The 21,520-nt window shown below is 59.8% G+C and carries 21 protein-coding genes; 13 read left to right on the top strand and 8 right to left on the bottom strand.

Annotation, left to right across the window (positions count from 1 at the left end):
- Positions 1–424 precede the first annotated feature (424 nt).
- From C4J91_RS09915 to C4J91_RS09905, 3 genes are all read right to left on the bottom strand, one after another.
- Positions 425–1,024 carry a GNAT family N-acetyltransferase gene (locus tag C4J91_RS09915; RefSeq protein WP_124362145.1) on the bottom strand — a complete coding sequence of 200 codons (600 nt, stop codon included), beginning with the start codon at positions 1,022–1,024 and terminating at the stop codon, positions 425–427.
- An 11-nt stretch (positions 1,025–1,035) separates the two neighbouring features.
- Positions 1,036–1,380 carry an FKBP-type peptidyl-prolyl cis-trans isomerase gene (locus C4J91_RS09910; protein ID WP_124362144.1) on the bottom strand — a complete coding sequence of 115 codons (345 nt, stop codon included), beginning with the start codon at positions 1,378–1,380 and terminating at the stop codon, positions 1,036–1,038.
- A 203-nt stretch (positions 1,381–1,583) separates the two neighbouring features.
- Positions 1,584–2,204, bottom strand: coding sequence for a hypothetical protein (locus tag C4J91_RS09905; RefSeq protein ID WP_124362143.1), 621 nt, complete (start codon positions 2,202–2,204; stop codon positions 1,584–1,586).
- A gap of 214 nt (positions 2,205–2,418) precedes the next feature.
- Between C4J91_RS09905 and C4J91_RS09900 the strand changes: the two genes are divergently transcribed.
- Positions 2,419–3,915, top strand: coding sequence for a helix-turn-helix transcriptional regulator (locus C4J91_RS09900; protein WP_124362142.1), 1,497 nt, complete (start codon positions 2,419–2,421; stop codon positions 3,913–3,915).
- 102 nt (positions 3,916–4,017) lie between these two features.
- Positions 4,018–4,290: a DUF1652 domain-containing protein gene (locus tag C4J91_RS09895; RefSeq protein ID WP_124362141.1), complete on the top strand. Its 273-nt coding sequence runs from the start codon at positions 4,018–4,020 to the stop codon at positions 4,288–4,290.
- Here C4J91_RS09895 and C4J91_RS09890 read toward each other — a convergent pair.
- From C4J91_RS09890 to C4J91_RS09880, 3 genes are all read right to left on the bottom strand, one after another.
- A complete protein-coding gene (locus C4J91_RS09890; protein WP_124362140.1) occupies positions 4,253–5,446 on the bottom strand; it encodes an MFS transporter in 1,194 nt (397 codons plus the stop codon). The genes C4J91_RS09895 and C4J91_RS09890 overlap by 38 nt on opposite strands.
- An 89-nt stretch (positions 5,447–5,535) precedes the next feature.
- The gene (locus C4J91_RS09885) at positions 5,536–5,844 is read right to left on the bottom strand and encodes an RcnB family protein (RefSeq protein WP_124362139.1); all 309 of its coding nucleotides are present in this window, start codon (positions 5,842–5,844) and stop codon (positions 5,536–5,538) included.
- Between the two features lie 240 nt (positions 5,845–6,084).
- Positions 6,085–6,543, bottom strand: a complete 459-nt coding sequence (locus C4J91_RS09880) for a transposase (RefSeq protein WP_124365130.1) — start codon at positions 6,541–6,543, stop codon at positions 6,085–6,087.
- 297 nt (positions 6,544–6,840) lie between these two features.
- Here C4J91_RS09880 and C4J91_RS09875 point away from each other — a divergent pair, with 297 nt between their 5' ends.
- A complete protein-coding gene (locus C4J91_RS09875; RefSeq protein WP_124362138.1) occupies positions 6,841–7,398 on the top strand; it encodes a helix-turn-helix domain-containing protein in 558 nt (185 codons plus the stop codon).
- Positions 7,399–7,409: 11 nt separating this feature from the next.
- Positions 7,410–8,756: a glutamine synthetase family protein gene (locus C4J91_RS09870; RefSeq protein WP_124362137.1), complete on the top strand. Its 1,347-nt coding sequence runs from the start codon at positions 7,410–7,412 to the stop codon at positions 8,754–8,756.
- A 151-nt stretch (positions 8,757–8,907) separates the two neighbouring features.
- On the opposite strand, the gene C4J91_RS09865 is transcribed toward C4J91_RS09870, so the two are convergent.
- Positions 8,908–9,798, bottom strand: a complete 891-nt coding sequence (locus C4J91_RS09865) for a LysR family transcriptional regulator (protein ID WP_124362136.1) — start codon at positions 9,796–9,798, stop codon at positions 8,908–8,910.
- A 129-nt stretch (positions 9,799–9,927) separates the two neighbouring features.
- Between C4J91_RS09865 and C4J91_RS09860 the strand changes: the two genes are divergently transcribed.
- The 6 genes from C4J91_RS09860 (at position 9,928) to C4J91_RS09835 (ending at position 17,708) form a co-directional block, all read left to right on the top strand.
- Positions 9,928–11,574: a GMC family oxidoreductase gene (locus C4J91_RS09860; RefSeq protein WP_124362135.1), complete on the top strand. Its 1,647-nt coding sequence runs from the start codon at positions 9,928–9,930 to the stop codon at positions 11,572–11,574.
- A gap of 65 nt (positions 11,575–11,639) precedes the next feature.
- Positions 11,640–13,262 carry an MFS transporter gene (locus C4J91_RS09855; RefSeq protein ID WP_124362134.1) on the top strand — a complete coding sequence of 541 codons (1,623 nt, stop codon included), beginning with the start codon at positions 11,640–11,642 and terminating at the stop codon, positions 13,260–13,262.
- A 214-nt stretch (positions 13,263–13,476) separates the two neighbouring features.
- On the top strand, positions 13,477–15,426 hold the full coding sequence (locus C4J91_RS09850) for a DNA topoisomerase III (protein ID WP_124365129.1): 1,950 nt from the start codon (positions 13,477–13,479) through the stop codon (positions 15,424–15,426).
- Between the two features lie 132 nt (positions 15,427–15,558).
- Positions 15,559–15,999 (top strand): CBS domain-containing protein, encoded by a 441-nt coding sequence (locus tag C4J91_RS09845; protein WP_124362133.1) that lies wholly within the window; start codon positions 15,559–15,561, stop codon positions 15,997–15,999.
- An 8-nt stretch (positions 16,000–16,007) separates the two neighbouring features.
- Entirely contained in the window at positions 16,008–16,850 is an 843-nt protein-coding gene (locus tag C4J91_RS09840; protein ID WP_124362132.1) for an NAD-dependent protein deacetylase, read from the top strand.
- A 528-nt stretch (positions 16,851–17,378) separates the two neighbouring features.
- Positions 17,379–17,708, top strand: a complete 330-nt coding sequence (locus C4J91_RS09835; RefSeq protein WP_057725643.1) for a hypothetical protein — start codon at positions 17,379–17,381, stop codon at positions 17,706–17,708.
- A gap of 59 nt (positions 17,709–17,767) precedes the next feature.
- Here the strand turns inward: C4J91_RS09835 and C4J91_RS09830 are convergent, their stop codons facing one another.
- Positions 17,768–18,670 carry a LysR family transcriptional regulator gene (locus C4J91_RS09830; RefSeq protein ID WP_124362131.1) on the bottom strand — a complete coding sequence of 301 codons (903 nt, stop codon included), beginning with the start codon at positions 18,668–18,670 and terminating at the stop codon, positions 17,768–17,770.
- 188 nt (positions 18,671–18,858) lie between these two features.
- Between C4J91_RS09830 and C4J91_RS09825 the strand changes: the two genes are divergently transcribed.
- The 3 genes from C4J91_RS09825 to C4J91_RS09815 are packed head-to-tail and all read left to right on the top strand — an operon-like array spanning position 18,859 to position 21,443.
- Entirely contained in the window at positions 18,859–19,557 is a 699-nt protein-coding gene (locus C4J91_RS09825; RefSeq protein ID WP_124362130.1) for a CoA transferase subunit A, read from the top strand.
- Positions 19,558–19,590: 33 nt separating this feature from the next.
- Entirely contained in the window at positions 19,591–20,250 is a 660-nt protein-coding gene (locus tag C4J91_RS09820) for a CoA transferase subunit B (RefSeq protein WP_003211625.1), read from the top strand.
- 11 nt (positions 20,251–20,261) lie between these two features.
- Positions 20,262–21,443: an acetyl-CoA C-acetyltransferase gene (locus C4J91_RS09815; protein ID WP_124362129.1), complete on the top strand. Its 1,182-nt coding sequence runs from the start codon at positions 20,262–20,264 to the stop codon at positions 21,441–21,443.
- Positions 21,444–21,520 lie beyond the last annotated feature (77 nt).

Below are 21,520 nucleotides of genomic sequence, written 5' to 3'. Positions count from 1 at the left end.
GCTGGTCAGCGTCGATGAGAGGGATCAGGCAGGCGCCAGGAATGGCTGCTGCCGGGATGCCGCTTCTCGCTTTTCTGGCGAGACAACGGCATCGAAAAAATGCGCGTTACCTTGCCAAGTATGTGCCGGTTACTGAAACCGGCCGACTACTGTCACTCGAACAAGTACCCACTGAGGGTCTCCGCTATTGATGAAAACGCGCGAAGCTTACGCCGCGATTTATGCAGAGTAAACCGTAGGAAAGTTTCCACATGGTGAATAAGAAATTTCTTCAGGATGGGTTCAGGAACCCCTTTCTCGACCACACCAATGAGCAATGTGGGAGGGGGCTTGCTCCCGATGGCAGTGTGTCAGCTACTAATTCATGCCTGACAATCTGCATTCGCAGGCAAGCCCACAACATGGGCTCGGTGTAAGTTCCAGGCTAAGGAGCACCGGGACGGTCGCGCTCGACCAAGGCCAGATAGGCGTCAATACCCTTTTCGGCAATCGGCTTGACCTGAATCAGCACCCTATTCACCTGCCGCCCCATTGCAATTCCCTCTCGAATGCGCACCGTCACATACCCCAGCCTGGGCCAAAAACGCTCGGCCTTGGTATTGCCAACCACAACCGTCAACCGCAGCCAGTGGGCACCCTTCCCCACCGCCCATGCCTGGAGGTCCGCGTGCAGCCGCTGCGCCAGCCCACTGCTATGCCAACGTGTATGCACCATCAACAATCCGATATGCCACACTCCGACGGCAAGCAAATCTGCGGCAATATTCACCACGGCGACCAATTGGTTTTGCGCATCGCGGTAACCCAGCCAGTACATACGGCTGCAATGCCAGCCTGCGGGCAATTGGCCGTTTAGCTCTTCCCGAGCCTCAATCGGGGTAGCGGGTTCGCCGTTAACCGCCTTGAAGTAATCCGGCGCTTGTTCAAAAAAATCTTGCAGCTCAGCCTCGTCACAACCAAGTAGCTCAACCACCCGAATGCCTTCGAGGGTGCACCTGGGCAACACATGTGGATCAACGTCCATATTCAATCCTTTCAATCATCCCGCGTCAGCACTTCCAGCAATTCAATCTCGAAACGCAGGTTGCTGTTTGGCTTGATATGCGCACCCATCGAGCGTTCGCCATAGGCCAGGTGCGCCGGTACATACAACGTGCGTATACCGCCAACCTGCATGCCCATCAATCCCTGGTCCCAACCCTTGATCACCCGACCTGTACCAATCACGCACTGAAACGGTTTGCCCCGCTCCCAAGACGAATCGAACACCGTGCCGTCTTCCAGGGTGCCGGTGTATTGAGTGGTGATCAGCGCGCCCTTGACCACGGTTTTGCCTGCGCCCACGCGGGTGTCGGTGATCTGCAATTCGTCGTTGCTCATGGGGCTCTCATTGAAGGCGTGAAAGGCTGCGGTTTTCCCAGAACCGGGTGGGTTTGGCAAGTGTCATGAACACGCGATCCAAATGTGGGAGGGGGCTTGCTCCCGATAGCGGTGCATCAGTCACTCCATCATTGACTGACACCCTGCTATCGGGGGCAAGCCCCCTCCCACATTTCGATCTGCATGCCTCCCGCAATCGGCATTTATAACCAATGCCAGAACCGGCTCCAAAACCCCCGCCCCAATTCATCCTTGCACCCGGCATATTGCCGCGCATACATCTGCGAACGGGCCTGCACCTTGCTCGCCACCGGCAGTAGCCAGGCTTTGCTGGCATAGGTGCGCTGGCGATAACCACCCCAGCCTTCGTGGTAGTTCAGGTATTGGCCGTAGGCGTCGTACTTGTAGACGCCATTGATGGTGTAGGTCTTGTCCATGTACCAACCGATAAAGTCGATGGCGTCGTCGAAATCCTCGCGATCGGCGCCGCTGCGGCCGGTGCTTTTGCGGTAGTCATTCCACACTTCGTCCTTGGCCTGGGCATAGCCGGAAGCGGTGGACACGCGCCCCCAGGGGATGATCCACAACAGGTATTTACGCGGCGTCTTGGCGTCGTAGCGAAAGCCCGACTCCTGATACATGATCGCGAAGGGCACCTGGATCGGCACACCCCAGCGTTTTTGCGTGACCTTGGCCGCGTCGTACCAGTCATCCTTTTCGCGAAAGATGCCGCAGATATCATTGGGCGTGCGTGGCGGCGAGGTGCCGCACGCCGCCAGCAGGGAAGAGAGTAGTAACAGTCCGACGGTTTTGCTTGCGCTCAAAGGGCACCCTTGCGTGAAACGCGTGAAATGCCGGCATTTTACGCACTCATACAGGCGGCGTCCTTACTGCAAACCATATCAAGCCAATGGCACGCGATGGGGCCCATATGCACTACCCTGCCTGGTCCATTCGCACTCCCACTCAGTCAACTTCTCTGCACTATCCTGAACCGGGGATGTCGTAAAAGCCATGCGTCCACACCTTGGAGAACCTATGACACAGGATGTTCTTGCCAAAGAAACCAACCGCCGCCAACTGCAGCAAATCATCTCCGGGTTGTCCGACGGCGTGATCCTGGCCGAGGTCGACCAGACCATTCTCTGGGCCAACGAAGCCGCATTGACCATGCACGGCGTCACCGACGTCATGGGGCTGGGCGCCAACGGGCAGGAATACGCCGAGCGCTTCACCTTGCGTTATCGCAATTACCACCCGTTGCAGTTGGATAACTACCCCCTGGCCCGCGCGGCGGCGGGTGATGAGTTCAGCGACGTGATCGTGGAGGTCATTCCTACGGCCGATGAAGAAAAGACCTGGGTTCACCGCCTGCGCAGCCTGGTGATTACCGACTCGCACGGCGAGCCGGAACTGTTGGTGCTGATCCTCAGTGACGCCACCGAATGGGCGAGCGCCGAGCAGCGTTTCGAGAAAACCTTCAACGCCAACCCCGCGCCCGCCGTGATCTGCCGCCTCAGCGACCTGCGCTACATCAAGGTCAATCAGGGCTTCCTGGAGATGACCGGCTACAACCGCGACCAGGTCATCGGTAAATCCGTGTATGAACTGGACGTGCTCGAACAGGCCGAACGCAAGGACTTGGCCATTGAGCGGCTGGGGCAAGGCTCGACCATTCCACAGATGCAGGCAGAGCTGCGACTGCCCGAAGGCGGCAGCAAGCTGGTGATTGTCGCCGGCCAGCCCCTGGACATGAACGAAGAGGACTGCATGCTGTTTTCGTTCATGGACCTGGAGCCGCGACGCAAAGCGGAAATTGCCCTGCGCCAGAGTGAAGAACGCTTCGCCAAGTCCTTCCGCCTGACGCCCGTGCCAACCCTGGTGTGCAACGCCGCCAATCGCCAGGTGGTGGATATCAACGAAGCGTTCATGAGTATCACCGGCTATATCAGTGAAGAACTGATCGGCAAATCCATCGAAGACATCGACTTCATCGACAGCCCCCAGGCCGGCGCCCAGTTGTTCGCGACCCTGGAGAAAGCCGGAAACCTGGAAGGTCATGACCTCAAGGTGCGCAAGAAAGGCGATGAAGTGATCGACTGCGTGGTGTCTGCCGACACCGTGATCATCCAGGACATGCCGTGCTACCTGCTGGTATTCATGAACATCACCGAACGTAAACGCTCGGAGCTGGAACTGGTGGCGGCCATCGAGGAAGTCATGCAGGACGCGTCCTGGTTCAGCCAGACCCTGATCGAAAAACTCGCCAATGCCAAAAGCGTCAACAGCCCTAACCTGCCGAACGTTTCCTTCACCGACCTCACCGCCCGTGAGCGCGACGTGTTGGGGTTGATCTGCGAGGGCCTGGCCGACAAGGAGATCGCCTCGCGCCTGAAGCTGGCACCCAACACCGTGCGCAACCACGTGGCGACGGTGTACTCCAAGCTGGGCGTGCACAGCCGCAGTACGGCTATCGTCTGGGCCCGCGAACGCGGGCTGTTTGCCGGTGAAGTACGGATAAAGAACAAGCGTTAAGAGTGCAAATGCACTAGTGCAGCTAGTGCTAATTCGCCTTATGAGGCAGCAGGCTAATCAATAACCTTTAAGGCATCGTCTCTGTGCCTTGAAGGAACCTGCATGTTTACCCTCTCTCAACTGCGAAATTGCATCGAAGAAGGCTTGTCGCCGCTGACCTGCGAATTCACCCTGTGCCGGGATGCATCCTTGACCCTCAAGGTATTCGACGCCGAAACCGGACGGGTCGATCTGGTGGTCACCGGGATTAGCACCAATCGGCTGCAGACCCCGGAGGAAGTGGCGAAAATGGTGGATGAATTGCGCTATGAGCTGCAAAGCAACAACGTCGGCAAGCTCACGCTGGATGACTTGCCTTCATCTTCGCCCCAATGAAATAGAACACCCCGCCGCCGACAATAAACATTCCGAGCATATAAAACATGTAATGCGCCGGCAGGCTGGCCAGCACCATCCCGCATAACACTGGCCCCAAGGCGGCGCCGAGATTGGACAGGTTCTGCGCGCCGTAATACATGCCGCGCAGGGCGTCAGGCGCAATTCGGTCGATAAACATGTACTCGGCCGGGAACACGATGATTTCCCCCACGGTAAACACCGCCATCGCGACCACCCACCAGACCACGCTGGTGGCAAACGCAAAGCCAATCAGCCCCAGCATGAACATGCCTAAACCCGCGATCAGCCATTGACTCAGGTAACGGTGCGAGATGCGCCGGCCAATCAGGTACTGCAAGGCAATCACCAGCACGGCGTTGGTGGTGAGCACGGCGCTGATTACAGTGTAGGTATATTCGGCAGTGGTGGTAGTCACCAGGTATTGCGATAGGTAGGCCGTAAATTGGCCGAATACCACCGCACTGAGCAGGCCACCGAGGGTGAAGCACACCAAGCGGCGATCCCTGAGCAGCACCCGGCCTACGGCGAGGAACGGCACCGGTTTTTGCGTGGCGTCGACGGAGGTCAATGTGCGGTCGCCCAAACGCCAGTACAGCAGGAAAAATCCCACGCCCAACAGCGCCGACAGTATAAACGGCAGGCTGATATCCAGCGTCGCCACCATCGCGCCAAAAAACGGCCCCACCGCGTAGCCGATATTGGTCAATGTATATTTGATCGAGAACACTTCGCTGCGCCCATCCTCGGGCAGCAAGCTGGCGAAGCCGGCCTTGATCGCGATATCGATGACCGCATAGGCCAGGTTGATCAGGATCAGGCAGCTATAGAACGCCCAGATATTCTGCGCCACAACCGTACCGATAAAGCCCAGTACAAACACCAGGCTCAAACCGAGCAGCAAACGGTAACTGTTGACGCGATCGACAAGGAACCCGCCATAGACGCTGAGCAACGAGCTAACAATCAGCGAACTGCCGATCACCAGGCCGACCTGGCTGATGTCGAGGGCAAAGTGGCGGGTGAGGTAGATCACCAGGTACGGAAAGGTGATCGCCTTGGCCAACGTCAGCAGCAACGTGGCGGACAGCAACAGATTCACCGTGCGGGGGTAATTTTTGATGGTGGCAAGCATCCTGCTCTCTTTTCTTTAAAGGTAACGCGACCATTGCGGTCGGTTACCTTAACGCAAGAAAGGTGAAACGAGCAGGTGGTGCGGCGGGATTATTTCTTGACCGGTGTGATCTCAAGGATGGTGCCGTTGGTGGTCTTGAGCAGCACATATTTATCGCCGACCCGCGCCCACTGGCTCTCTTCCTCGGGCTGCTTGAGGCCACGTTTTTTCCAGTCGCTGAGGGCCGACTCCTTACGCATGAGGATATCCGGGGCGCGGTCACCTTCCTTCAAATCACGGGTATTGATGTTGGAAGGCTGCACGGTTTCCTGGGGCGTATCGCCGGCCTGCACCACAAAACTGGCGGTAGACAGGCTTGCAGCAACGAGAACACAGGCAACGAGGGATTTGGACTTCATGGGTGCTCCTTCAATTTTGGGTGCGTACCCAGGTTCCGACCGCAGGGGCGTGAAATCATTCAGGTCAAAACACTACCCGATCGCCAATAACCCTTGTGGCGAGGGAGCTTGCTCCCGCTGGCTGCGCAGCAGCCCCAAACAGCCCGACCGAGATATACCTGAACGAACGTGGTGGATGGATTGGGGCCGCTTCGCGGCCCAGCGGGAGCAAGCTCCCTCGCCACACGCGGGAACTCAAACTCATAACCAGATTGCATCCCAGAGCGAGTAGTCGCCGATATGCTCGACCAGCCCCGCCCGCAAGGGATTGGCAATGATGTAACGCGCGATTTTTATAAGATCTTCCTCGGCTCGCGCCGCGCGATCATGGTATCCGCTCTGCCAAAAAGCCCCCTTCGTACCACTGGCTTGGTTGATGGTCAGCGTGCTGCGTGACTTCACTTGCTGCATCACTTGCGGCAACGTCGCATCACGAAGCTCAAACATCCAGTGAAGGTGATCCGGCATGATGACCCAGGCCAACGAAGCAAGCAGACCTGCATCGTGGGCTCGTTTGAGCTCTGCAACCAATAACCGCCCCAGAGCCATTTCAGCAAAAACCGGACGCCGCTGATAAACCACGGCCGTCACCAAGTACACGCGACCTGCTTCTGAATAACGACCGCGCCGTAGCGCATGAGAGTTGGGCCTTTGAAGCAATCCGTCGCTCCCTTTGATTGAATGACTCATTCAACCTAGCAGGCCCGAGAAAGGTCGCTCCACGACTCAATTTCATTATGTTTCCCCACTCCCCGTGGCGAGGGAGCTTGCTCCCGCTGGGCTGCGCAGCAGCCCCAAAAAAGCCGGCCGAGACACACCTGAACAAATGAGGTGGCCGAATTAGGGCAGCTTCGCCGCCCAGCGGGAGCTAGCTCCTCACCACAATGAATCGCCACTATCATTGCCTCCATGAAATTAATCCTGTAATTTTTCATGAAATTATTCGAATTAAATTTCATGACCCCTCAAGATGAATTCGCCACCCTCGCCGCCCTGATCCACGACCTGCGCAAGCACAAGAAACTCACCCTGGCGCAATTGGCGCACAAGATCCAACGTTCGGTGGGTTTCCTGTCCCAAGTGGAACGTGGCCTGTCGCGCCCTACCGTGGCCGACCTGACCGCCATCAGCCACGCCCTCGATGTGCCTACCACTTACTTCTACAGCCTGCCCAAACCCAAGGCGGTGGACTGGGTCACGCGGCCCAACGAGCGGCGCACGCTGTATTACGCCAATGGCATCACCGACATCCTCGTCTCGCCCAGCATGAACGGTGCGTTCTCGATGCTCGACAGCCTGTTGGCGCCCGGCGCCAACAGTGGTGAACAGGCCATGAGCGACCGTGCCGAACAGGCCGGTTTTGTGCTGGAGGGTGAGTTGACGCTGTGGGTTGAAGGCGAGGTGGATGCGGTCACCCTCGGCCCTGGCGACAGCTTTCATCTGGCCAGTTTCGCCCACTGTCGCTACGCCAACCTGACCGACCTGCCCGCCCGCGTGCTGTGGGTTTACAACTAGGAGCTGCACCCGTGAAAAGCCCATCTGCAACCTTGCTGGCCGAAGTACGGACCTTCCGCCAGAACCATCCCGAGGTGCGCTACGTCGACCTGATCGCCCTGGACATTCCGGGGCATTTCTACGGCAAGCGCTACCCGGTGGAGATGCTTGAAAAAGTCGCCGCCGGCAGCCCGTTGAAGCTGCCGCAGAACGCCGTGTTGCTGGGGGCACAAGGCGGGTTGTTCAAGATCGGCGACTACTGCTTCAACGACGGTGACCCGGATGCCAATCGGCGCCTGGTGCCGGGTACGCTGAAGCCGGTGAGCTGGGAGTCGCAGCCGCTGGGGCAGATGCTGATCACTTCCGACGGCACCGAAGCGCCCATCGAATTCGAACCCCGCGAAGTGTTGGCCAGGGTGCTGGAACGCCTGCACCACAAAGGCATTCACCCGGTGGTGGCGTTCGAACTGGAGTTCTACCTGTTCGACAAAAAGCTCGACGACGGCCTACCGCAATTCGCCCGCGACCCGCTGAGCGACGATGCCGATGACCAGCCCAACTTGCATATCGAGCGGCTGTCGCGCTTCAGCGACGTGCTGGAGGACATGGCACAAACCGCCAAGGCCCAGGGCATCGATATCACGGTGATCACCGCCGAAATCGGCCCGGGCCAATTCGAAATCAATTTTGGTCATTGCGATGACGGCCTGCGCGCCGCCGACTGGGCCGCCCTGTTCTGCCGCAGCACGCGTGGCGTGGCGCTCAAACATGGTTACCGCGCCAGCTTCATGGCCAAGCCTTACCTGCAGTTTCCCGGCAGCGGCATGCATGTGCATGTCAGCCTGTATGACGGCGCGGGCAATAACGTGCTGGCGGCGCACCAGCAGCAACCGCTGCGCCACGCCGTGGCCGGTTGCCTGGCGTTGCTGCCCCACTGCATGCCGATCTTCTCGCCCAACCACAACGCGTTCCGCCGCCTCGGCGGTACGGTCAACGCCGCCACCCGCGCCAGTTGGGGCTTCGAAGACCGTGATGCGTGCGTGCGCATCCCCGAGTCCGACCCACGCAACCTGCGAATCGAGCATCGCCTGGCCAGCGCCGACGCCAACCCATACCTGGTGCTGGCGGCGATCCTCGCCGGTTTGGAGCATGGCCTTGAAACCAGGCTGGAGCCCATCGCGCCGCTGAACGAAGACCGCAGCAGTGGCACCGACTTCCCCGTGGACATGCTCGACGCCGTGCGCGCCATGCAACATCAGTCGGTGGTGCGCGACAAGCTGGGCGCGGAATTCGTCGATGTGTATTGCGAGAACAAACGCCAGGATCATCTGGCGTTCCAGCAGGAGATTTCTGCGCGGGAATATCGCTGGTTTCTTTAAAAAAAGGCCCCGCCCCAAGTTAAGCCCCTGCCCAAATCCAATGTGGGAGGGGGCTTGCTCCCGATGGCGGTGGGTCAGCTTCGAATTTGCTGACTGATACACCGCCATCGGGAGCAAGCCCCCTCCCACAGTGTTGATTCGGTTTCGTCAGTCAGCCTTCACCCAGCAACAGTTTCTGCTCGCGCGCGCACAACTCCACCACGTAATCCCACAACACCCGCAACCGCACCGACTTGTGCAACTCCCGACGCGAGCTGATCCAATAGCTGCGCTGGATGCTCTCCCCCGGCAACAACGGCACCAAGTCCGCATCGCCGGCCGCCATGAAACAGGGTAATACCGCAATGCCCAAACCCGACCGCGCGGCCTGGTGTTGCGCAATCACGCTCGTGCTGTGGAAGACCACCTTGGGGTTGCGACAGAAGCTGCTGAGAAATTTCAGTTCCTGGCTGAACAGCAGGTCGTCGACATAATCGATCCATGAATGGGCCGCGAGGTCTTCGCGTTTTTCAATTGGCGGATGACGCTCCAGATAAGCGCGGCTGGCATACAGCGCCAGGCGGTAATCGGTGAGTTTGCGGGTGACCAACTGATCGACGCTGGGGCGTTCCAGATGAATGCTGATTTCCGCTTCGCGGTTGAGGATGCTGACAAAGCGCGGCACCGCGACCAATTCCACTTCCAAGCCGGGATACCGTTCAAACAGGCCACCCATGCGACTGGCGAGGAACATCACCCCCAGGCCCTCCGCCACCCCGAGACGAATCTTGCCCAGGGGCGCTGCAGAATGGGTGAGTTCGTCTTCCGCCAGCAGGGCCACATTTTCCATGGCTTCGGCATGTTTGAGCAAAGCTTCGCCGGCCGGCGTCAGCTCATAACCCTGGGCGTGCTGCACGAACAGCGCGGTGCCGAGGCTTTTTTCAATGGCCTCGATGTGCCGGGCCACCGTGGCGTGCGTGGTTTTCAAACGTTGCGCGGCGGTGAGCAAACGGCCGCTGCGCTGCAACTCGAGAAAAAACCGCAGGTCATTCCAGTCGAACATATCGCCTCCGTTGCGCACGCGTGGGCAGCGCTGTTTAAAAACGCACAGCAGCTGGGCAAAAACTAACATTTTTAAGACGAAAACTAACAACTAGGATGGAGCCAATAAGAAAAACAAGCGAGCCCCCCAATGCCCATTGCACCTGCTGAATACGATTACGTGATCGTCGGCGCTGGCCCCGCCGGCTGCTTGCTGGCCAATCGGCTGTCCGCCAACCCGGCCCATCGCGTGCTGCTGCTGGAGGCCGGTGGTCGCGACAACTACCCCTGGATCCATATTCCAGTCGGTTACCTGTTCTGCATCGGCAACCCGCGCACCGACTGGTGCTTCAAGACCGAAGCCCAGGCAGGCCTGCAAGGTCGTGCCTTGAGTTACCCGCGCGGCAAAGTGCTGGGGGGCTGTTCGTCCATCAACGGCATGATCTACATGCGCGGCCAGGCCCAGGACTATGACGGCTGGGCGGCGCAAGGTAATCCAGGTTGGGCCTGGAACGACGTATTGCCACTGTTCAAGCACAGCGAAAACCATTTTGCCGGCGCCTCGCCATTCCACAGCGACGGCGGCGAGTGGCGCGTCGAGCAGCAGCGTCTGTCGTGGCCGATCCTGGATGCGTTTCGCGAGGCCGCAAAGCAAAGCGGCATCGCCAACATCAGCGATTTCAACCAGGGCGATAACGAAGGCTGCGGCTATTTCCAGGTCAATCAGAAGGCCGGGGTGCGCTGGAATGCGGCCAAGGCGTTTCTCAAACCGGTGCGCCAACGGCCCAACCTGACCGTGTTGACCGATGTTGAGGTCGATCGCGTGGTGCTGGAGAACGGTCGCGCTTCTCAGGTCGTCGGGCGCCAACACGGCCAACCACTGAGCTGGAAAGCGCGCCGGGAAATCGTACTGTGCGCCGGCGCCGTCGGCTCGCCGGGCATCCTGCAACGCTCGGGTATCGGCCCCGCCCATGTGCTCAAGCCGTTGGGCATCGACGTGGTTCATGAACTGCCGGGCGTGGGTGGCAACCTGCAGGACCACCTGCAACTGCGCCTGATCTACAAGCTGGAAAACGCCCGCACCCTGAACCAGATCGCCGGCACCCTCTGGGGCAAGATGGGCATGGGCTTGCGCTACCTGTACGACCGCAGCGGGCCGCTGTCGATGGCGCCCAGCCAGCTTGGCGCTTTTGCCCGCTCAGGGCCGGAGCAGACCTCGGCCAACCTTGAATACCATGTGCAGCCGCTGTCCCTGGAGCGTTTTGGCGAGCCGCTGCACGTGTTCCCGGCCTTTACCGCATCGGTCTGCGACCTGCGCCCGCACAGTCGCGGGCGCATCGACATACGCTCGGCCAACCCGGCGGACGCACCGCTGATCCGGCCCAACTACCTCAGCCATCCCGAAGACCTGCGCGTAGCCGCCGACGCCATTCGCCTGACACGGCGGATCGTGGCCGCCCCGGCCCTGAGCCAGTTCAAACCGGTTGAATATTTGCCCGGTGACGCCCTGCAAACCGAAGAACAACTGCACGAAGCGGCGGCGCGTATCGGCACGACGATCTTCCATCCGGTGGGTACTTGCCGCATGGGCAATGACCAGGACGCCGTGGTCGACGCGCAGTTGCGCGTGCATGGCGTGCCGGGCCTGCGCATCGCCGATGCCTCGATCATGCCGCGCATTACCTCCGGCAACACCTGCTCACCGACGCTGATGATCGCCGAGAAGGCTGCGCAACTGATCCTTTCACCGAACACAAGGAGCCTCGCCCCGCAGAGAGAAACGGTTCACGCAATCTGAATAGCGGCGCCGCACCTGGCGCCGACAGTGGAACAACAATAAATAATCACTGTGAGGGCTACCCGATGTCAGAACATGCTCAACCCCTGGGCTCGGCGATACATGCGAGCACCCGCAACGACTCGAAGAAAGTCATTTTCGCCTCGTCTCTCGGGACAGTGTTCGAATGGTATGACTTCTTCCTCTACGGCGCCCTCGCGGCGGTAATCAGCAAGCAGTTCTTTGCCGGGGTCAACGACACCACGGCGTTCATCTTCGCATTGATGGCGTTCGCCGCAGGCTTCGTGGTGCGGCCCTTCGGCGCGCTGGTATTCGGCCGCCTGGGCGACATGATCGGGCGCAAGTACACCTTCCTCGTCACGATCATCCTGATGGGCGTGGCAACCTTTTGCGTGGGGCTGCTGCCGACCTATGCCAGCATCGGCATCGCTGCGCCGATCATTCTGATCGTGCTGCGCATGCTGCAAGGCCTGGCTCTGGGCGGTGAATACGGTGGCGCCGCCACCTATGTCGCCGAGCATGCGCCCCCCGGCAAACGCGGCTTGCACACCAGCTGGATTCAATCCACCGCCACCCTCGGCCTGTTGCTGTCGTTGCTGGTGGTGCTGGCCTGCCGCTATTTCACCGGCGACCAGTTCGAGGTGTGGGGCTGGCGTATTCCGTTCCTGTTTTCCATCGTGTTGCTGGGCATCTCCACCTGGATTCGCATGAGCCTGCACGAGTCGCCGGCGTTCCTGAAAATGAAAGAGGAAGGCAAGGCCAGCAAGGCGCCGATCCGCGAGTCGTTCGGTAAATGGGAAAACCTCAAGGTCGTATTGATCGCGCTGTTCAGCATCAACGGCGGGCAGGCGGTGACCTTCTATGCGGCGCAGTTTTATGTGCTGTTCTTCCTCACCCAGTTCCTGAAGATGGACCCGGCCCTGGCCAACATGCTGCTGATCATCAGTGTGGTGATTGGCGCGCCGTTCTTCATCCTGTTTGGCTGGCTGTCGGACAAGGTCGGGCGCAAGCCGGTGCTGATGCTCGGCCTGCTGCTGGCGACCGTGCTGTATTTCCCGATCTTCAAGAGCCTGGCGCACTACACCAACCCGGCGATGGACCAGGCCAGTCACCAGGCACCGATTACCGTGCTGGCCGACCCGGCCACCTGCACCTTCCAGTTCGACCCAGTTGGCAAGGCGCGCTTTGACAGCCCGTGCGACAAGGTCAAGACCTTCCTGGTCAAGCAAGGCCTGCCGTACAGCAGTGTCGCCGCCCCAGCCGGCGCGCCGGTGCAAGTCAGCGTCGGTGACGTCCGTATCGATGGCTTCGATGAAGCGGCACTGTGCGGCGCGGTGACCCTGGCCGGCTACCCAAGCTCGGCGGACATGGCCCAGGTCAACAAGGTCATGGTGGTGGTGCTGATCGTGGCACTGATCCTGATCGCCGCCATGTGCTACGGCCCCCTGGCGGCGCTGATGGTGGAGCTGTTCCCGACACGCATTCGCTACACCTCGATGTCGCTGCCCTACCATATCGGTAACGGCTGGTTTGGCGGGTTCCTGCCAACCGTATCGTTTGCCTTGGTGGTGTACACCGGCGATATCTTCTATGGCTTGTGGTACCCGGTGGTGGTGACCGGGGTCAGCCTGGTGGTCGGCTTGTTCTGCCTCAAGGAAACCCGGCATGTGGATATCGATAACAACTGAATGAGCTTTAAGGGGCAAGCTGCAAGCGGCAAGTAAAAGCCACTCGGCTCTTTCTTGTAGCTTGTAGCTTGTAGCTTGTAGCTTGTAGCTTGTAGCTTGTAGCTTGTAGCTTGTAGCTTGAAACTTTAAGCTGTACATCCATACAGATAATGGTTGCTCAAATCTCTCTGACTAAGCATCCTGCCAGGCATCAACCCGATCTGATGTGATGACCATGCAGCTGTACCTCTGTGAAAAACCCTCCCAGGCCAAGGACATCGCGGCCGTGCTCGGCGCCAGCCGCCGGGGCGATGGATGCTGGCTGGGCAACGGGGTCACAGTCACCTGGTGCATCGGCCACCTGTTGGAAACCGCCCCGCCTGACGCCTATGACGCTAAATACAAACGCTGGGTGCTCGCCGACCTGCCGATCGTCCCGCAAACGTGGAAAATGCAGGTCAAGCCCAAGACCGCCAGCCAGTTCAAGGTGGTCAAGCGCTTGCTGGGGGAAGCCCGGGAACTGGTGATCGCAACCGACGCCGACCGTGAGGGTGAAATGATCGCCCGTGAACTGGTAGAACATTGCCGTTATCGCGGGCCGATCCAGCGGTTGTGGTTGTCGGCACTGGACGAGGCCTCCATCCGCAAGGCCCTGGCCGCCCTCAAGCCCGGTGCGCAAACCTTCAGCCTGTATCACTCGGCCCTGGGCCGCTCCCGCGCCGACTGGCTGATCGGCATGAACATGAGCCGCTTGTTTACCTTGCTTGGGCGACAATCCGGCTATCAGGGCGTATTGCCGGTGGGCCGGGTGCAAACCCCCACCTTGCGCCTGGTGGTCGACCGTGACCGCAGCATCGCCGATTTCGTACCCGTGGCGTATTGGGCCATCGACGTGGACCTGCTCCACGAGCGCATGACCTTCACTGCCCAATGGCGCGCCGTCGACGATGCCTGCGATGACCAGGGCCGTTGCCTCAACCCGCAACTGGCCCGGGACGCCGCTGACGCCATGTCCCGCGCTGCCAGTGCGCGATTGGTTAAGCTGCGCACCGAGCGCATGCGTGAGGTCGCGCCCCTGCCCTTCGACCTCGGCACCCTGCAGGAAATCTGCTCCAAGAAGCTCGGCCTCGGCGCCCAGGAAACCCTGGATATCGCCCAATCCCTCTACGAAACCCACAAGGTCATCACCTACCCGCGCAGCGATTGCGGCTACCTGCCGTTGAGCCAGCACAGCGAAGCGCCGAAGATCCTCGCCGCTCTCGGCCGCGCGGATGCGGCCGTGGCCGAGCTGATGGCCTACATGGACCCCAATCGTCGCTCACGCGCCTGGAACGACGCCAAGGTCAGCGCCCACCACGGCATTATTCCGACAGGGGCCGGCAAGGACGTTGGGCAACTCACCGGGAAGCACCGTGCGGTCTACACGCTGATTCGCGCGCGCTACCTGGCGCAATTCCTGCCCAACCATGAATACGACCGTACCCAGGCGGATTTCGATTGTGCCGGCCAGGCGTTGCGCGCGGTGGGCAAAGTCGTCATCGAACCGGGCTGGAAACGCGCGCTGCCCGAAGCCCTTGCTCCCGCCAAAGGCAGGGAAACGCCTGCGCCTCAAGCCTTGCCAATGCTGGTGCAAGGCCAGGATTGTGCTGTGGCCAAGGTCAATCTCAAGGACCTGTGGACCCAACCACCCAAGCCCTTTACCGAAGGCGACCTGATCAAAGCGATGAAAAACGTCGCCAAGCTGGTGGAAGATCCGCTGCTCAAGCAGAAGCTCAAGGACACCACCGGCATCGGCACCGAAGCCACCCGCGCCGGGATCATCCAGGGCCTGCTGGACCGAGGTTACCTGGTGAAGAACGGCAAGGCGCTGTCGGCCACCGCAGCGGCTTTCAGCCTGATTGACGCTGTGCCTCGCGCCATCGCCGACCCCGGCACCACCGCCATCTGGGAGCAGGCGCTGGATATGGTGCAAAGCGGCGAAATGAGCCTGGAAGAGTTTGTCGCCAAACAAGCGGCGTGGATGAGCAAGCAGGTGGCTCGCTGTCATGGCATGCGCATGACCATCACCGGTCCCGCCAGCCCGGCAGGCAAAGGCGCCACACCGTGGAAAAACAAGCGCAAGAGCGCGCCACGCAAGACGACGGCCAGCCCCAAACGGGCGAAAAAGCCGGTAAAAGCCGGATAAAACGCAAAAAAAACCGGCGAATGACGCTTTTCGACGGGTTTAACGCCGCTTTGGACCTTGCTGCAACGTGGCCCGTCTAGGATTCTGTAGGGGCAATCGCTGACTACTAACAACAACACCGGAGTGGCCGCCATGAAAACCGTCGCAGAATTACTCAAAGCCAAGGACCAGAAGAACCAGGACGTCCACACTATCCAGTGGGACCACACCGTATTCGAGGCGCTGGTGCGGATGTCCGAGAAAAACGTCGGGGCCTTGCCGGTGGTCAAGGACGGCGCCGTGGTCGGGATCATCAGCGAGCGCGATTACGCACGTAAACTCATCCTCAAAGGTCTGTCGTCGGTGACCACCAGGGTTCATGAAGTGATGAGTTCGCCGGTAATCACCGTAGATCCCCACAAAACGGTCGAAGCGTGCATGAACATCATGACCGACAGTCACCTGCGCCACTTGCCCGTGGTGGAAGACGGCAAATTGCTGGGGCTTTTGTCCATCGGTGACCTGGTCAAAGAGGCCATCGCCGAACAGGCTGACCTGATTAAACAATTGGAGCAGTACATCCGCGGCGAATAGGAGACTTCATGCTCGACACGCTGGAACATCAAGAGGACCGCCTCGACACCTTGCACCGGGCGATGGCCGAAAAACGCTTCCTGGTGCTGACCGGTGCGGGGATCAGCACCTCATCGGGCATTCCCGACTACCGTGACAGCGAAGGAGTGCGCCGGGGCAAGGCGCCGATGATGTACCAGGAGTTCCTCGCCACCGCGCAAGCACGGCGCCGTTATTGGGCCAGGGCAATGCTGGGTTGGCCACGGGTGCGCCTGGCCCGGCCGAACAAGGCTCATCAGGCGCTGGCGACCTTGCAGCAACGGCAGGTCATCAGCGGCCTGATCACGCAAAACGTCGACACGCTGCACGATCAGGCCGGCAGCCATGATGTGATCGAGTTGCATGGCAGTTTGCACCGGGTGCTGTGCCTGGATTGCCAGCAGCGCAGCGAGCGCGATGTGGTCCAGCGGCAGATGGAAATCGACAACCCGCACTTCGCGCACGTCCATGCGGTGCAAGCGCCTGACGGTGACACCTTGCTCGACCCTACGCTTGAGGAGCACTTCCAGGTGCCACGCTGCCCCCATTGCGAAGGCCAACGGCTGAAGCCGGACGTGGTGTTTTTTGGCGAGAACGTAGCTCCCGCTACCGCCGCCAGGGCCATGGCTGCCGTGCACGCTGCCGAGGGGCTGCTGGTAGTCGGGTCATCACTGATGGCTTACTCGGCGTTTCGCCTGTGCAAGGCGGCAGTGGAACAGGGTAAGCCGGTGATTGCGATCAACCTGGGCAAGACCCGTGGGGATGAGCTGCTGCAGGTGAAAATCGAAGCGTCGTGCGAGCAATTACTGCCCTTGCTGGCCGAACGACTGTAGGAGCGAGCTTGCTCGCGAAAAACTTACAGTCGCAATGTGCACCCAGGCAACACTTGTTACTCCTGAGACCAGCCGCCCCAAAAAATGACGCCCAAGTCACGATTTCCCGCATCTTCCCGCCCTCACAGCGATTTATGTAGTGCCTGAAAATAATCACTACATAATCGTTGACGTAAGCTTTTTGTCCTTGCATTATCGAGACGTCTCCCGGATCGGGAGTGTTGGTAACACGCGTTTTTGAACAGGCTCGTCTGACCGCCGAGCTGTTTTTCCGGATGTGCACTGCCCATAAGGCAGATTGATGAAGCTGACTGGCCCCGAAGGGGCTCGGTACAAGGAGCTAAAGCGCTGCTTGTCTTCGTTATGAAAGCATTGCGTAGCAGTTCATCAGCAAGACTACATGCATCAGGTTCAAGACCCTGCCCGTATTCGGCAGACCGTCACTGACGCCCGGTTTTCTGAGCCGGAGACAACTTGAAGTTTCAATGAATCAATTGATAGATCGCCAACTGGTCAAGGGGCTTACACATGAATCTGAACAACCAACCAACTATCGATGAATTGGCTGAGATGTTCGCAGCGCAGAAAGACACACTCGACGACCATATCCTGTGGATTGGCAAATCGGGCGAAGTTCAACTTGACTGCCTGGCGCCCCACACCGAAGAAGCCGAGTTCGACCGCAATCACCGCGAACTGGCGGCGCGCCTGAAAATGTACCGTCGTGGCCAAGGTTATGTTGGCAAGAAAGCCGCAGCCGATCGCAACTTTATCGAGCAGGTGTTCGACACACTTAACAATGCCTGGGCCTCTTTCAAAGACAGCTCGCAAGTTAAAGTGATCGACCGTTACTACTAAGTAGTACTTGATCTATTGTGGGAGCTGGCTTGCCAGCTCCCACTTTTGTCGTGTGAACTTCAGAACGTCGGAAACCGTCCCTTCCTCGCTTCATCCTGAAAGATATCAAACAACACCTGCGCCGCCGCCGACAGTTCATGCCCTGGTTTGGTCAGTACCCCAATGGGCCGCTCGATCACCGGGCCGGTCAAGGTGATGCAATGGGCGCCCGCCTCCTCCATCTGCCGCGCGCACAATGCGGGCACAGCGCTGACGCCCAAGCCGCTGGCAACCATCTTGCCCACTGTGGCCAGTTGATGACTTTCCAGCGCAACCGGCAGTTTCATCTGCAAGGCACCCAGGTGCTCTTCGAGCATTACCCGTACGGTCGATGGGCGCTGAAGGGTAATGAAGGGGTGTTCCAACAGGCTTTTCCAGTCGATCTCGTTCAATTGCGCCAACGGCGAATCTCCCGGTACCACAGCAATGAATCGGTCCAGGTACAGCGGGGTGAATGCCAATGACGAACCGTCGGACGGTTCGAACGCTACGCCCAATTCCACCTGGCGGTCGCGCACCATCTCCAGCACCTGCTCGTTGATCAGATCATGCACCGTCACGTTCACCTGCGGGTAACGGGCGCGGAATATCTTCAGGATCGGCGGCAGCAGGTTACCGGCAAATGACGGCATTGCCGCCACCGTCACGCGCCCACGTTGCAAGGTGAAGCGTTGACGCAGTTCGTCCTCCGCGTTGTCCCAGTCAGCAATCAAACGGCGAGCCAGCGGGAGCAGCGATTCGCCCTCAGGCGTGAGCGCTACATTGCGCGTATTGCGACTGAACAGGCGTCCACCCAGCCCTTCCTCGAGGCCTTTGATAGTCAAACTCAGCGCCGACTGGGACAGGTGCAGGCGCTCACAGGCAGCGGCAAAACTCAGACTCTGGGCCACGGCCAGGAAGGCACGCATCTGTTTAACGGTCATAGGTTAGCTCCGAGCTGCAAGTTGAAAGCTGCAAGTGAAAGCGGCCACTGGCAATACTTGTAGCTTGCCGCTTGGAGCTGATTATGCTGTTTTTCAAACCAATCAACCTAAAAAAACAACTTAACAAATCAATCAGTCAGCGCAACACTCGGTCCATTGGCTGGCCCACTAATAATAACGAGGTGCATATGGCAGGTTTCGATAAGCGCGTGGCGTCCTATGAAGAGGCGCTGGCAGGCCTGGAAGATGGCATGACCGTCCTCTCCGGCGGTTTTGGCCTGTGTGGCATTCCGGAAAACCTCATCGCCGAGATCAAGCGCAAAGGCACCCGTGACCTGACCGTGGTTTCCAACAACTGCGGCGTCGACGGTTTCGGCCTGGGCATCCTGCTGGAAGAAAAGCAGATCAGCAAAGTGATCGCCTCCTACGTCGGTGAAAACGCCCTGTTCGAGAAGCAACTGCTCAGCGGCGAAATAGAGGTGGTGCTGACCCCCCAAGGCACCCTGGCGGAAAAAATGCGTGCAGGCGGTGCTGGCATCCCGGCCTTCTTCACCGCCACCGGCGTCGGCACCCCGGTTGCCGAAGGCAAGGAAACCCGCGAATTCAAGGGCCGTCCCTATCTGATGGAAGAGTCCATCACCGGCGACTTCGCCATCGTCAAAGGCTGGAAAGCCGACCACTTCGGCAATGTCATCTATCGGCACACCGCCCAGAACTTCAACCCACTGGCCGCCACCGCCGGCAAGATCACCGTGGTCGAAGTCGAGGAAATCGTCGAACCGGGCGAGCTGGACCCCGCGCAGATCCACACCCCTGGCATCTACGTCGACCGGATCATCTGCGGCACCTTCGAGAAGCGCATCGAACAGCGCACCGTGCGCAAGTAATCCGCCCCGGCCCGAACAATAAGGACTCATGACATGGCTCTTACCCGCGAACAAATGGCTCAACGCGTCGCCCGCGAAATGCAGGACGGATTCTACGTCAACCTCGGCATCGGCATTCCGACCCTGGTGGCCAACTACATTCCCGAAGGCATGGAAGTGATGCTGCAGTCGGAAAATGGCCTGCTCGGCATGGGCCCGTTCCCGACCGAAGAAACCATCGATGCCGACATGATCAACGCCGGCAAACAAACCGTCACCGCACGCATCGGCGCCTCGATTTTCTCCTCCGCCGAGTCCTTCGCGATGATTCGCGGCGGCCACGTGGACCTCACCGTACTCGGCGCGTTCGAAGTGGACGTACAGGGCAACATCGCCTCGTGGATGATCCCCGGCAAGCTGGTCAAGGGCATGGGCGGCGCGATGGACCTGGTGGCCGGTGCGGAAAATATCATCGTGATCATGACCCATGCGTCCAAGGACGGTGAGTCGAAATTGCTCAGCCAGTGCAGCCTGCCGCTGACCGGCGCCAACTGCATCAAGCGCGTGCTCACGGACCTGGCCTACCTGGAAATCGAAAATGGCGCTTTTGTCCTCAAGGAACGCGCACCTGGCGTCAGCGTTGAAGAGATTGTGAGCAAGACCGCCGGTAAACTGATCGTCCCGGACCATGTTCCAGAAATGCATTTCCAGTGAGGACAGATTCCATGCAAGACGTCGTGATTGTTGCTGCCACCCGCACCGCCGTGGGCAGCTTTCAAGGTTCGCTGGCCAGTATCCCGGCCCCTGAACTGGGCGCTGCGGTAATCCGTCGCCTGCTGGAGCAGACCGGCCTCGACCCGGCGCAAGTGGATGAAGTGATCCTCGGCCAGGTACTCACCGCCGGCAGCGGCCAGAACCCGGCGCGCCAAGCCTCGATTCTCGCCGGCCTGCCCCATGCCGTTCCCGCCCTGACGTTGAACAAGGTCTGTGGCTCGGGCCTCAAGGCCCTGCACCTGGGCGCACAGGCGATCCGTTGCGGCGACGCCGACGTCATCATCGCCGGCGGCATGGAAAACATGAGCCTTGCGCCGTACGTGCTGCCCGCGGCGCGCACCGGTTTGCGCATGGGCCACGCCAAGATGATCGACAGCATGATCACCGACGGCCTGTGGGATGCGTTCAACGACTACCACATGGGCATCACCGCCGAAAACCTGGTGGACAAGTACGGCATCAGCCGCGAGGCGCAGGACGCCTTTGCCGCCGCCTCCCAGCAAAAAGCTATCGCCGCTATCGAAGCCGGACGGTTTGCCGATGAAATCACGCCGATCCTGATTCCCCAGCGTAAAGGCGACCCGCTGGCCTTTGCGGTGGACGAACAACCGCGCGCGGGTACCACCGCCGAGTCCCTGGCCAAGCTCAAGCCCGCCTTCAAAAAAGACGGCAGCGTCACCGCCGGCAACGCCTCCAGCCTTAATGACGGTGCCGCTGCGGTGCTGCTGATGAGCGCCGCCAAAGCCAAGGCCCTTGGCCTGCCGGTGCTGGCGCGTATCGCCAGCTATGCCAACGCCGGGGTCGACCCGGCAATCATGGGCATCGGCCCGGTTTCGGCCACCCGCCGCTGCCTGGACAAGGCCGGTTGGCAATTGAGCGACTTGGATCTGATCGAAGCCAACGAAGCCTTCGCCGCGCAATCCCTGGCGGTGGGCAAAGAGCTGGAATGGGACGCTGACAAGGTCAATGTCAACGGCGGCGCCATCGCCATCGGCCACCCTATTGGAGCTTCAGGCTGCCGCGTTCTGGTGACGCTGCTGCATGAAATGATCAAGCGCGACGCCAAGAAAGGCTTGGCGACACTGTGCATCGGCGGCGGCCAGGGCGTGGCGCTGGCCCTCGAACGCAACTGATTCAACGAGCAACACGGAAAGGGCCTGGCTCCACGAAAAGCCGGGCCTTTTCTTTATCGATCCCCTGGAAGAACTCG

Origin of the sequence: Pseudomonas sp. R3-52-08 (assembly GCF_003851745.1) — a bacterium.
Taxonomy (GTDB): Bacteria; Pseudomonadota; Gammaproteobacteria; order Pseudomonadales; family Pseudomonadaceae; genus Aquipseudomonas.
Note: the sequence above shows the minus strand (reverse complement) of the source record. Positions and strands in the feature narration are given on the sequence as shown.

Coding starts and splice junctions, on each gene's coding strand:
- C4J91_RS09915 (WP_124362145.1), bottom strand. CDS start 1,024: ATGGACGTTGATCCACATGTGTTGCCCAGGTGCACCCTCGAAGGCATT.
- C4J91_RS09885 (WP_124362139.1), bottom strand. CDS start 5,844: ATGAAGTCCAAATCCCTCGTTGCCTGTGTTCTCGTTGCTGCAAGCCTG.
- C4J91_RS09835 (WP_057725643.1), top strand. CDS start 17,379: ATGAATCTGAACAACCAACCAACTATCGATGAATTGGCTGAGATGTTC.
- C4J91_RS09855 (WP_124362134.1), top strand. CDS start 11,640: ATGTCAGAACATGCTCAACCCCTGGGCTCGGCGATACATGCGAGCACC.
- C4J91_RS09845 (WP_124362133.1), top strand. CDS start 15,559: ATGAAAACCGTCGCAGAATTACTCAAAGCCAAGGACCAGAAGAACCAG.
- C4J91_RS09850 (WP_124365129.1), top strand. CDS start 13,477: ATGCAGCTGTACCTCTGTGAAAAACCCTCCCAGGCCAAGGACATCGCG.
- C4J91_RS09890 (WP_124362140.1), bottom strand. CDS start 5,446: ATGCTTGCCACCATCAAAAATTACCCCCGCACGGTGAATCTGTTGCTG.
- C4J91_RS09830 (WP_124362131.1), bottom strand. CDS start 18,670: ATGACCGTTAAACAGATGCGTGCCTTCCTGGCCGTGGCCCAGAGTCTG.
- C4J91_RS09860 (WP_124362135.1), top strand. CDS start 9,928: ATGCCCATTGCACCTGCTGAATACGATTACGTGATCGTCGGCGCTGGC.
- C4J91_RS09825 (WP_124362130.1), top strand. CDS start 18,859: ATGGCAGGTTTCGATAAGCGCGTGGCGTCCTATGAAGAGGCGCTGGCA.
- C4J91_RS09815 (WP_124362129.1), top strand. CDS start 20,262: ATGCAAGACGTCGTGATTGTTGCTGCCACCCGCACCGCCGTGGGCAGC.
- C4J91_RS09900 (WP_124362142.1), top strand. CDS start 2,419: ATGACACAGGATGTTCTTGCCAAAGAAACCAACCGCCGCCAACTGCAG.
- C4J91_RS09820 (WP_003211625.1), top strand. CDS start 19,591: ATGGCTCTTACCCGCGAACAAATGGCTCAACGCGTCGCCCGCGAAATG.
- C4J91_RS09895 (WP_124362141.1), top strand. CDS start 4,018: ATGTTTACCCTCTCTCAACTGCGAAATTGCATCGAAGAAGGCTTGTCG.
- C4J91_RS09865 (WP_124362136.1), bottom strand. CDS start 9,798: ATGTTCGACTGGAATGACCTGCGGTTTTTTCTCGAGTTGCAGCGCAGC.
- C4J91_RS09910 (WP_124362144.1), bottom strand. CDS start 1,380: ATGAGCAACGACGAATTGCAGATCACCGACACCCGCGTGGGCGCAGGC.
- C4J91_RS09840 (WP_124362132.1), top strand. CDS start 16,008: ATGCTCGACACGCTGGAACATCAAGAGGACCGCCTCGACACCTTGCAC.
- C4J91_RS09875 (WP_124362138.1), top strand. CDS start 6,841: ATGACCCCTCAAGATGAATTCGCCACCCTCGCCGCCCTGATCCACGAC.